This is a genomic window from Woeseia sp. D3-10 (assembly GCF_055809415.1).
In genome coordinates, this window is sequence record NZ_JBVVTW010000008.1 from 1 (window position 1) to 12,755 (window position 12,755).

Sequence of the window (12,755 nt, forward strand, 5' to 3'; positions counted from 1 at the left end):
GCACCTGGTTTCTGACACCCATTCCGTCATTTGCGTGTCGCTGATGGCCCTATCCGTATAGCTGCTGTTCCAGCCAAAAAAGTTATTTTCTACCGCGTGGTCGGTATCTCTTCGCTGTATTTGTCGTCATTAATTTCTGTCCATTGCGAGACATGATCTTCACTCTGAGACTGAACAGAGCGGGCCAAATAGGCTGGACTCGGTTCAACATATGCAACCAGTTGTGGTTCGTCCTGATCTTTGCGTACCGTCACCACCGCCCCGGATATATCCGTATGCGATGCCAGGTGCGCTTCTATTTCGCCCAGCTCAACCGAAGCCCGGATCTTAATCTGGTCGTCAATCCGCTTGATAAACTCAACGTTACCGTCGGGTAGCCACCGAACTAAATCACCGGTTCGGTACAAGCGCCCGGCCTGGGAGTCTGAAAATGGGTTCGGAATGAACTTTTGTTCGCTTAACTCAACCCGGTTCAGATAAGCCCTTGCTATCCCTGCGCCGCCGATATATAGCTCACCAGGCGCGCCCACCGGCTGCACATTCATATGCGCATCCAGCACATAAAACTCCACATTAGGCAAAGGTTTACCTATAGGCACACTGATACCGGAGCCGCTAAATTGATGTGACGGAGACACCTCAAATGTACAGCTCCCCACAGTTGCCTCTGTTGGGCCCATATTCATTAATGAAGGTGGCATTGGGCAGATATGTTTTCATCCACGGTGCCAGTACATCCCGAGTGAGTTGCTCACCGGCCACAACAAAGACGTGTCTGGCATGCGCATTAGTAATGTCGTCACCCAAATTCGCGATGGCTTTTAAATGTGTAGGGGTAATTTTGAACAGCAAGGCCGCTTCATCATCGACAATATAGTCAGCCAGGTTAGTGATCAGCTGTTCATTATCCGCTATCAGTTCAACATACAAACCAACCAGCAATGGCACATACAACGACTGAACCGTGGCATCAAATGATATTGACGAGCTTACTAACGACCCATCAATGTCGTCGTTGAGGAATAAGTCACAACACCCAAACAAGAAATTACACACACTGTGATGCTCAACAAGGACCCCTTTGGCTGACCTGTCGACCCGGACGTGTATATAACATAAGCAAGGCTTTCAGGCGTCGGTTCAGGGAGCGGGTTATCTTGCTGGCTCGTTGCGGATAACCTGGCCCGGAACGCTGCATCACTTTGCACCAGAATCTGACATTCACCCAAAGCGGCAACATCAAATTCAGAAGCACTCGCACAGACCATCAGATTGACCTGACAATCATCCAGCATAAATTTCAGACGGCTGGCCGGAAAACCGGATCCAACGGCAGGTAAGCTGCTCCGGCTTTGAGGATCCCTAATAACCCAACCATGGTATCGAGGTTTCGATGGGTCGTGATTGCAACGATATCGCCAACCTGTACCCCGCACTCAACAAGGTAGCGCGCCAACTGATCCGCCCTGTGATTCAGTTCACGGTAGGTCAGACTTTGTTCTTCAAAAATGACCGCTGTATTATCTGGGGTTTTTTCCGTTTGCTGTTCAATAAGCTGATGTAAACACACTCCGGTCGGGTAATCGCGTGTATGACAAGACCAGTCTTCAAGCAACATGGTTTGCTCTTGCTCTGAAACCACCGCTAACTCGCAAAGACGGGGATCTCGACCAGACTCGTTAAATGATGTCAAAATACTGTCCAGCAAGGTGTCGAAGTTTTGTGCCATGCGTAAGATGGTATCGTCATTAAACAGTGATTTCTTATAAGACCAACGCAGTGACAGTGTGTCTTTCACTTCTGTGACATGCAGCGCTAAATCAAAGCGGATCTTAAGGTCTCCCTCAGTCAGGTTGTCATCGTGGATACTGACATCCATCACCTTACGTTCATTATTTTGCACCGCAAAAAGAATTTGAAAGAGCGCGTTGTACGTCATATTGCGTTCAGGACAAACTTCTTCGACCAACATTTCAAATGGCACATGTTGATGCGTGTAAGCGTCCAGAATAGTGGTTTTACTCTGCTCCAGCAGCGCAGCAAATGTATCAGCTTTTGCTAAATCGGTGCGGATCACCAGCGAGTTAACGAAGAACCCCATCAGGCTCTCTAAATCTTTGTGGGTACGACCTGCGATAGGCGATCCCATCACGATATCCGTTTCGCCACTGTAGCGGCTTATCAACACACTGAAAGCCGTCTGCAAAAACATGTATAACGTGACATTGTAGCGTTTGCATAGTGCTTCAATCGCGGCTGTACGATCTTTGTCTATCACCTTAAACTGGGCACGTCCCTGATGACAGGGGGTTTGTGGACGAGGCTTATCTAACGGCAGACTATGCACCATCGGCAGGCCTGCCAATTGCTGCTGCCAGTAAGATACTTGCTTAGCCAGCATCTCTCCTTGCATCCAGTCTCGCTGCCAGACACTGTAATCTGCATATTGAATACGCAAGGGCGTCAGTGGGTTTTGGTGATTCTTATACAATTCCGCATACACTTGTTTAAACTCTTTTTGCAAGATGGCGCGAGACCAGCCGTCGCTGGCGATGTGGTGCATGGTATAAAGCACTAAGTGCTCATACTGAGACATTTTTTCTAAGTCAGAATACGGAGCATGGAATTATTACTTAGATCAAACGGCGTATTTTCCTCAAGCATCATCAACGCATGGAGCTGCTGTGCCTGCTCAGAGACGTCGGATAAGTCATGGAACGTGATCGGCAGCTCGTACTCACGTTTAATGATCTGCTGTGCCGCGTCTCCTTGCTGAACGAAGTGCGTTCTCAGTACTTCATGGCGTTCTAAAATGACCCGGATCGTATTCTCAAAGGCTGTGCGGCTAAAGTCACCACTCAGCACAAAACGACCGGGCACATTGTACTCCACACTGCCTTCACCAAGCTGATCAATAAACCACAAACGCTGTTGCGCATAACTCAAAGGTAAAACCTGATCACGACTGACCTTAACCACCGGGGGCAGCACATTGTCTTCGTAACCCGTTTCCACTAACTCGCTGAATTGCTCAATCGTAGGCGATTCGAATAGGGCTTTGAGCGGCAATTCGATCTGCATTTCCTCGCGCAGCATATTAATAAAGCGTGTTGCCAGTAATGAATGCCCGCCGATCAAGAAGAAATCGTCTTTAATTCCGACCTGTTGCAAGTTTAGGACCTGGCCCCAAAGCGCACACAGCTTTTCCTGAGTGTCATTTTGCGGTTCAACATACTGAGCCTTGAGCATGTCTCCCTGTTGAGGGGACGGTAACGCTTTAAAATCAAGCTTTCCTCGTGAGTTCAAAGGCAGCTCATCGATAAAGATATAGATATTCGGCACATATATTCGGGCAGCTTGCTGCCCCAGTTCGGCGTGCATTTTGTGGATCAGCGCTTCTTTTTTCTGGATGTAAGCCGTTTCATCTTCAACATCAAAGTCGAGCTTCTCTGTACTGACAACATAAGCTATCAGATTGGCTCCCCCTTCATGTTCAGACACAATCACAGTACAGGCACTCACTTCATTGAGCAGCAGCAGGTTGTGTTCAATTTCCCCAGCTCGATACGCAAGCCACGCACTTTAACCTGATTGTCAGCTCGGCGTAAAAATTCCAGCTGCCCGCTTGGCAACCACCTGACCACATCACCCGTTCGATACATCACCGGGCCACACTCGTCCTCATAAGGGCAAGGTAAAAACTTCGCCTGAGTCTGCGCCTCATCCTGATAATACCCCCGCGCCAGACCGCTACCCGCTACATACAACTCTCCCGCAACACCCACAGGTACCAGCTGCTGTTGATCATCGAGCACCAGTACATTGCGAAATCCCAGCGCTGTCCCGATGGGGATGTACTTGGATTCGCATTCAGCAAAGTTTTCCGGGATCCTGAAACTACTCGTGCCTACAACCGCTTCTGATGGTCCATAGTGATTGAACAATTCAGCATTTGGAAAGAGTCGGCGTAGCTTAGTCACCACAGACTCAACCAGAGGTTCCCCTCCTATAACAAAGGTATGGTGTGTCGGATTAGGTACAAGGGGGTCTGATAACAGTGAAAAAATCCCTTGCAGGTGGCTAGGTGTGATCCTAAGTAAATAAGACGTAGCGACATCCGGGGTCTGGAACAACTTAGCTAATGCTTCAAGTTCATACCCTTCGGCCTGTAAAACGACCCTGTCACCATTGATCAATGGTAAGAACAAACTTGGACCAGTCAAGTCAAAACTGTAGGAAGTTGCCACCAGAGCCCCCTTCAGATCAGACACCATAGTAGTTTTCTATGGCCGCTTCCAGATACTTCAGAAAGGCCTGGTGCTCAACCATCACCCCTTTAGGCGTGCCAGTTGTACCAGAAGTAAAAATCACATACGCCAAAGCATCCGCACTCAGACCTGACTCACAGGCCTGTGGGTTGGTACTCGGTTGTTAGCGAAAATGGCAACCCGAAAGTTTTCATCCAGTGGCAATGCCGGCGTATCGACAAAAGACAATTCGGACGTTGACCAAGTCACTTTGTGTCAGCACGTACTGGCTGTCCACCTGTTCTAAAATGGCATCGAGACGAGATTGCGGGATTTTGGGGTCTATTGGCACATAGGCCCCGCCAGCTTTAGGATCCCGCACGATCGTCATTTTCAATGGATCGCTCTACACACACCGGGATCAGTGTACCGGGCCCAACGCCTTTGCTTATTAAAAAATGAGCGAGCCGGTTTGCTTCTTCATTGAGTGTGTTATAAGTCATTGACTCCTTGCCATACTCAACGGCAATGGCATTGGGAGTACTCATAACATGTTGTTCAAATAAGGTATGCACGCATTGTTGCGCGCCATAATATACAGAATGACCCTGGCCAGCAGTAATTAAGCTCGCTTGCTGTGCAGTGTCAAGCATAGCTAAATTGGACACAGGGCACTGCGGATTTTCAAAAATACTCTCCAGTAATGTAGCGAACTGTCTCGATAAGGCCTGGATAGTTTGTGGTAAGAATAGATCTGTATTAAAGCGCCAATACAGGGACATGCCGTCAGCGTGCTCGGTCACCCCTATGTATAAGTCTTGTTTCACACCATGCTCTGCAGCGCTATGCGCATCGCTGGGTGATTGCTGTGGTACTTGCGCACTATTGGCTTCGGTGGCATCGAGCTGTAAGGCACTGCGACGGTTATTTTGAATATCAAGCTTAATCTGATATAGCGGTGTATAACTGAGACTCCGCTTAGGATTTAGTTCTTCGACCAACAGGTCAAATGGCACATACTGATATTCAAAAGTATCGAGAATATTGTTTTTCTGCCGCATCAAAGTGGCTTCGAAAGATGCCGCTTCCTCAACCTGGGTGCGGATCACAATATCATTGAGAAACAGGCCGATCAGATTCTCAACGTCCTTCTGCTGTCGGCTGGTCATCGCACTGCCAACGACAATATCCTGATCAGCACTGTGCCGATACAGTAATATTGCCAATGCCGTGTGCATAAACATAAACACCGTCGTACCATGGGTGCGGTTTAAGTGTGCAATTTTGTCGCATAGTGCTTTAGGCAGTGTCGTATGAAATGACTGACCCACATTGCGTAACCTGGCTGGCCGAGAATGATCAAGATGCAGGTTATGAACCAGGGGTAAGTCAGCTAATGCCTGTTTCCAATAAGCAAGGCCCTGTGTTTTGCGCTCCCCCTGCACACATTCTCGCTGCCAGAGCGCGTAATCACGATACTGCACCGGTAAGGTCCCAACCGTGGCTTCTGTCCCACTCACATATGCGTTGTAAAACGCGCTCAGCTCGCGCTGTAAAATCCCCTTTGACCAGCCATCACTGGCAATATGGTGCATAACGTAAAAAATAACATGGTTATCAGGGCTTAGCGAAGCCAGGTGCACCTGAATCATCAAGTCTTTATGCAACTCAAAGCGCTGACCAAATGCCTGCTGCATCAGATTTTCCAGCACTGTCGCCTGCTCAGTTTCTCCATGGTGCGTCAAATCATGAAAAGTAAAGGGTAACACGTAATCATTCAGTACCCTTTGCCGTGCATCGCCGCCATCACTGACGATCACGGTACGCAGTATTTCGTGACGTTTGAGGATCTGCGCCACCGCATACTCGATACCCTGTGGATCCACGTCTCCTTCCAGACTGAAAAAACCCGTGATATTGAATTGAGTTGAGTCACTTTCCAACTGATCGATGAACCAAAGTCGCTGCTGTGCAAAGGACAGCGGGGTGTCTTGTGTCTCAGCGCATTTTCTTATTGCCGGTAACTGAGTTCTGTTTTTGTTCTGAGCCTTTTGTAGGTGCAAGACTATCTCGTCTTTATATGACAACACTTGCGCTTTGAGTTCAGCTGGTAACTTGGCTCCCTTTTTCATTTGATATGCCAGTTTTCCATCTTTTAAATAAAAGCTTGCACCGAGTTCAGTTGCGGTACGCAGTACGTTGAGTACACTCATTCTAAAATAACCTCTTCAACTTCGTTTGCATCATGCAGTGTTGAGCCATTGTTCGTTGCAGTGCTGCTAATCAGTTCATTCATCACTTCCAGCGACAATGCGTTAATTGTTGTATTTTCAAATAGGGTCTTAAGCTGTATTTCAATGCCAAAATGTGCGTAAATCGAGTTAAGCAATTGAGTTGCTAATAAGGAGTGTCCGCCCAGAGCAAAGAAGTCGTCATTGACCCCGACACGTTCAACCCCCAGCAATTCAGACCAAATCGAGCACAGTTGCATTTCAATATCAGTGCTCGGTGCCTGATAACTCGACGTGTTGCCACTCACAGTTGTCAGCGCTCTGAGTTGACGTCGATCAGATTTACCGTTTGCCGTGGTAGGTAACTGGGCAAGGAATGCATACTGCGACGGCAGCATATACTCAGGTAAAAGGCGACTGAGCTGCGTTTTTAGCGCCTGGATCAAAGCGGTTTCCTGTTCAGCAACCAGGGTTTCCTTGTTTACCAACGCAATATAAGCCGCTAAATGCGTTTCGCCGCCCGCTCCCTTGACGTCTAATACCACAGCGTCTTGCACCTCATCACACCCTTTTAGTGTGGACTCAATTTCACCCAGCTCTATCCTTATACCGCGGATCTTGACCTGATCATCAACGCGATTAATGAATTCCAGCGTGCGGTCCTCACGAAAACGCACAAGGTCACCGGTGCGATACAAACGCGCCCCGGGCGCTTCACTAAACGGGTTGGGAACAAATCGCTGCGCAGTTAAAGCAGGCGCAGAGACATACCCCCTGGCAAGACCAACGCCGCCGATAAGAAGCTCTCCAATCACTCCCTGAGGTACGGGCTGCATTTGTTGATCCACCACATACAATTGCGTGTTATGGATAGCCTGACCAATTGGCACTGAAAGATCGTCCATTTCGCGGTTACAATTCCAGTAACTGACGTCGATGGCAGCCTCCGTCGGGCCATACAGGTTATCAAGTAAACTATAGGTATCACCGGAAAAGAACTGTGCGACCAGCTCTCTTGGCAGTGCCTCACCACTACAGATGACCTGCCTGATACTGGAGCAGGTTTGCCATTGTGATTCATTGAGTATGCTACTCAACATAGAAGGCACAAAATGTAAGAAGCTGACTTGATGACAATTTATCTCTTTTACCAGGTATTTAGGGTCCATGTGCCCCTGGGGCTCAGCCATCACTATCTGTGCACCGGCAAATAACGGCCAGAGCAGTTCCCACACCGAGACATCAAACCCGTAGGGCGTTTTTTGCAACACTTTATCGAATGCCTGCAGATGATATTTCTGCTGTGCCCAGTTCAGACGGTTTACTAACCCCCGATGGTGCATCGCCACCCCTTTAGGCTTACCCGTTGAGCCCGATGTATATAGTACATAAGCGAGTTGTTGCGGGTTAACCTCAGGCAGCACAGGCGCTGACTTCGACAGCGAACTAAATGTCTCGAACGTCACCAAGTGCAGCGGCGTCTCTTGCAGCTCAGCCAAATACATCTGTTGACCCAGGATCACCTGACACGCACTGTTCTCCAGCACATAATCGCGTCGTGATTCTGGCCATGTCGGATCAATGGGCACGTACGCCGCACCGGCTTTAAGTATCCCGAGTATCGCCACCACCAGCTCAATGTCACGATGCGCCATAATCGCCACTTTGCTGTCAGCGACCACCCCCAGATTAAGCAGCTCTGACGCCAGACGATCAGCACGTAAGTCAAGCGCTGCATAGGTAATGTGCTGATGATGCATTGAGATGGCAACCCGCTCAGGACACAAACGAGCCCGCTGCGCTATCAGATGATGGATGGCACTGTGGGCTGGAAAATCGCACGTGGTGTCATTCCAGCCTTTCAACATTTTTTGTGCGCTTGGCTCATCCAGTATCCCAAGCCCATCAACCCTGGCTGACGGATGACATATGATCTCCTGGAGCAACACTTCAAAGCTGCTTGCCATCATATCGACTGTTCGCGCTTTAAACAGCTGCATGTCGTAGCGCCAACTCAGCAATAGGCCCTGTGCATCTTCGCTAACGTTAAGATATAAATCGTACTTCACCCCCTGCACGGACTGAGCATGGTGGCGCTTCGTTTGCTGCTCATTCAAAGCGGTATAAGCAGTATTAGGGTCCAGGCTCGACTGCACATCCAGTTTTAGCTGGAATACAGGATGCATCGACTGTGTACGAGGCGGATTAATGGCTTCAACAATCAACTCAAAAGGTACATGTTGATTGTCCAGAGCGTCTGAGTTGGTAGACTTTTGTTGTGACAACACATCGTAAAAAGAATCGGCACCATTAATCTGGCTCCTGATCACCACATCATTAATGAACAAACCAATGACTGACTCAAGACGTTCATCAACTCGACCAGAGACTGACGTGCCAAACACCACGTCCTGCTCGCCACTCAGGCGACTTAACAACAACGCAAAGGCACTTTGCATGAAAATATTGAGCGTCACGCCCTGCTGACGGCATAATGTTCGGATCTGCTCAGCATGTTCATGATTAAGCCGGACGTAGAGTGATTTACCCTGTCCTGCCGACTCGCTCAGGCGTGGATAATCCATCGGCAAGTTATGCGATCCACTCACCCCTTGCAACTGATGCTGCCAGTAATCCAGGCCATTCTTCAATAACCCTGCATCAAGACACTGGCGCTGCCACTGAGCATAATCACTATATTGCAATTCAATGTCTGGCAGTCCATGTGGCTGAGCACCACAGGTTGCTGTATAGATCTGACACAACTCTCGTTCCAATACAGCGCGCGATCGCGCATCGCAGGCAATGTGATGCATATTATAAATAACAACACATCGATCATCAGCGAGTTTCAGTGCGTGGAAGCGGATCATCAAATCTTGACTCAAATCAAACCGGTACTCCCCCTCGCTGCTTAGCAGTGCACTGATATATTCATCGCATTGTTGCTCACTGAGCGTGGTCAGATCGTGTTCCTCAAAAGGAACCGTGACGTCTTTTTCCAGGATTTGCCATACCTGGTCCTGCTGTTTGGCAAAATGGCTCCGTAATGTCTGATGACGTTGTAGTAAGGTTTTCAAAGCCACCGACATGTGCGTAGGCGCATATGCCTCTGGCAAAACAACTAAGCCGGCCACATTATATTCGGGTGTGCCTTTTTTAAGCTGGTCAAGAAACCACAGTCGATGCTGAGCAAAGGATACCTGACTTTGCGCCATGTGCAGTGGCAACAAAGGCGGCAGTTGTACGCTTTGCTGCACGTGCATCGCCAGCTTCTGCGCCAATTCGGCGACATTAGCATGGCTAAACAGTAGATTAAGGGCAAGATCCGCCCCATAGAAACCGCGTAACCGATTGATCACCTTCGAGGCCAGTAGTGAATGGCCTCCCAGCATAAAGAAGTCATCAAAAACCCCGATTTTCTCCACCCATAATACGTCTTTAAACGCTTCTAATGCGCGCGACTCATGGTCATTTCTGGGGGCAACCAGGTGCTCTGAGTGGAACAACTCTTGTGTCACTGCGGGCAACGCCGTTTTATCTACTTTACCATTCGGTGTCAGGGGCATCGATGCCAGTACGATGATCACATCTGGCACCATAAATGGTGGTAACCTTTCAGCCAACGCTGTTTTTATTGCCTGGGGAGATAAATCCGTACCAGACACATAGGCGATCAGGCGATCTCCCTGTTGCACATTGCTATCGACCGCAGCAACACAATACTCGATGGTCTCCAGCGCGCGTAATGCGGCCTCTACTTCGACCAGCTCGATACGAAACCCCCGCACTTTGACCTGTTCATCACTTCGCCCAACGATTTCCAGCTCTGTGTCGGGTCGCCAGCGCGCCAGGTCGCCCATCTTAAACAAGCACCCTCCACTTAACTCAGGCATCGCCTGTGACAGCCACTCAGGTACAGGCACATACTTTTGTGTTGTGAGCGTCGGCGCATTCACATAACCGGCAGTAGGATGCTTACGATACACATACAGCTCCCCGGTCATTCCCAGAGGAAGCGGTTGAGCGTCCTGATCAAGTACAAACAACCGGGTATAGTTTAGCGGCTTACCGACTGGCAAAATTGGCGCTTGCTCAGTGTCACAAACCAGTTTATCCGTATCAAAGAGACTACATCCCACAATGGCCTCTGTACTACCATAATGGTTGTAAATTTTTGCCTGTGGAAAATAGGTTTTTAATCGCTGAAAAGCCTGTTGGGTGAATTTTTCCCCGCCGATCACAAAACAATGCTGTGCCTGTGACGGCGTAAAGTGCATACATACGTCATTCAGGCTGGCCACATGCGAGGGCGTCATCCGCACCAGACAATTACGTTGTGTCGTCAAAATATTGTGCCAGAAGGTGTTCAGTACATCTTCTGTACCAATCAACTCTATCAACCCGCCTTTCATTAACGGTAATAACAGACCCGGCAAAGTAACCCCAAAGCTCAAACTGGTCATCACCATAGAGCCATCCAGTTGCGCACCATAGTACTGCTCAAGTCCCGACAAACAATACGACAACGCGCCGCCATGCGGAGTCATGACCCCCTTGGGCTGACCTGAAGACCCCGATGTATACAACACATATATGATGTCTTGCAGGGTAATTGCCCGGCTTAGCTTAGGCGGGGTGATCGGTGCATTATTCTGCGCTTGTTGGCACACAGGTGCATCGAAGTCAAATACACAAAACCGCTCTGACCATGTCTGAACACAACGGGCGTGTGTGAGCACAACTCTGGCCCCTGAATCCTCCAGCATATAAGCAATACGTTCTGCCGGATAGTCTGCATCAATTGGCACATATGCAGCCCCAGCCTTGATAATCCCGAGCATACTGACCAACATTTCAGTTGATCGCGCCAGACAAATCGCCACATAATCCCCCGGTTCTACTCCCTGGCGGATCAGTTCATGGGCCAGCTGATTGCTCAGGGCGTCCAGCCGAGCATAGGTCAGCTGGGTATGCTCATCTGTGACAGCCAGTGCGTCGGGATAGCGCCGGGCCATCTCTTCAAACTGATGATGAATCAGTCGCGTATCAGGCAGTGCCACATCCGTTGCATTAAACTCATGCATTTGACGATGCAGCTCTTGTGGTCTGACATAACTAACTCGCCCTATGTGTTGGTCTGGTTGCTGGCAAAGCTGAGTCAGTAAAAACTCAAAATTCAATGCCATATTTTGCACTGTTTCCTGGCAGAACAGATCGGCTCTGAAGTTCCACTGGCAATGCAGTTGCTCACCAACTTCCACCATATGCAGGCCAATATCAAAACGTGTGCTTTGTGCCGTCAGCATAGCGTGTTCCTGCTGCAAATCCGGTGCTGACTGTTGATCCATTTCGTTGTGCAGTGCAAAGATGATCTGTACGACAGGCTCATAACTTAATGTCCTTTGATGGCGGAATTGCTCTACCACCATGTCGAATGGGACCGCGGCGTGAGAAAAGCCATCAACAATGGTTTGTTTGTTGCGAGCCAGCAACTGTGTAAACGACGCCTCTTTTGACAGATCGGTACGCAACACTAAGGTGTTCATGAAGCCGCCCAACAAGGCTTCTTCCTGCTCTGTGGTACGCCCGGCGACATGAGAACCAATCACGATGTCGGTTTCATTACTGTATTTACCAATGAACAAGGCAAAGACCGTTTGTAAAAAAATAAACGGCGTGACATCAAACCTCGTGCACAGTGTCTGCAACTGCGCCGTCAACGCATGATTCAGGATAGTGCGATAGCCAATACCCTGACGAGACTGCTGAGCTGGACGCGGCTTGTCCAGCTTCACTTTATGCACCTCAGGAATACCGGCCAACGCATTACGCCAGTATGCGAGGTGTGACTCTAACCTTTTCACCTTGCATCCAGCGTCTCGCTGCCACTGCGCAAAATCAGCATATTGAATAGCCAGGGCAGGTAAAGGATTAGGTTGCTGTGATGAAAACGCTTCATATAATTGCATGAACTCACGTTGAAATATCGACTGAGACCAGCCATCACTGGCAATGTGGTGCATCGTATATAAGACTAATACCTGTTCTTTATCAAGATAGACCAGATCCATTCTGATCATCAGGTCACGACTAAGGTCGAATGCTTTTTCTTGTTGTGCACTGAGAAGTGCACCGAGTGCCTCACGCTGAGGCTGCGCTGCCGCAGCGCGGTGAGATCATGCTCGGTCACAGGCAACGAAAATGTCGCCTGGACATGCTGTGTTACTTCAGAGTCACACTCCTGATAAGTAGTTCGCAGAATTTCATGCAGGTG

General features: G+C 49.0%; 7 protein-coding genes and 2 pseudogenes. All 9 read right to left on the reverse strand.

Annotated elements, in window-relative coordinates; translation table 11 throughout:
* Positions 1–89 precede the first annotated feature (89 nt).
* Positions 90–701, reverse strand: a complete 612-nt coding sequence (locus AC0L8N_RS18820; protein WP_473670273.1) for an AMP-binding protein — start codon at positions 699–701, stop codon at positions 90–92.
* Positions 640–2,596: pseudogene (locus AC0L8N_RS18825) on the reverse strand (non-ribosomal peptide synthetase). Before AC0L8N_RS18825 ends, AC0L8N_RS18820 begins: the two are co-directional and overlap by 62 nt.
* 5 nt (positions 2,597–2,601) lie before the next feature.
* Positions 2,602–3,501 carry a condensation domain-containing protein gene (locus AC0L8N_RS18830; RefSeq protein WP_473670275.1) on the reverse strand — a complete coding sequence of 300 codons (900 nt, stop codon included), beginning with the start codon at positions 3,499–3,501 and terminating at the stop codon, positions 2,602–2,604.
* Between the two features lie 17 nt (positions 3,502–3,518).
* The gene (locus AC0L8N_RS18835; protein WP_473670277.1) at positions 3,519–4,247 is read right to left on the reverse strand and encodes an AMP-binding protein; all 729 of its coding nucleotides are present in this window, start codon (positions 4,245–4,247) and stop codon (positions 3,519–3,521) included.
* Positions 4,248–4,263: 16 nt separating this feature from the next.
* Positions 4,264–4,395, reverse strand: a complete 132-nt coding sequence (locus AC0L8N_RS18840; protein ID WP_473670284.1) for an AMP-binding protein — start codon at positions 4,393–4,395, stop codon at positions 4,264–4,266.
* Positions 4,396–4,615: 220 nt separating this feature from the next.
* Positions 4,616–6,460, reverse strand: a complete 1,845-nt coding sequence (locus AC0L8N_RS18845; protein WP_473670279.1) for a condensation domain-containing protein — start codon at positions 6,458–6,460, stop codon at positions 4,616–4,618.
* A complete protein-coding gene (locus AC0L8N_RS18850) occupies positions 6,457–11,565 on the reverse strand; it encodes an amino acid adenylation domain-containing protein (protein WP_473670286.1) in 5,109 nt (1,702 codons plus the stop codon). The genes AC0L8N_RS18845 and AC0L8N_RS18850 overlap by 4 nt, the downstream gene beginning before the upstream one ends.
* A 72-nt stretch (positions 11,566–11,637) precedes the next feature.
* Positions 11,638–12,579 (reverse strand): annotated as a pseudogene (locus AC0L8N_RS18855) (condensation domain-containing protein); the annotation flags it as partial.
* Positions 12,561–12,755 (reverse strand): hypothetical protein (locus AC0L8N_RS18860; protein ID WP_473670282.1); only part of this gene is annotated, 195 nt, incomplete at its 5' end. The pseudogene AC0L8N_RS18855 and the gene AC0L8N_RS18860, both read right to left, overlap by 19 nt.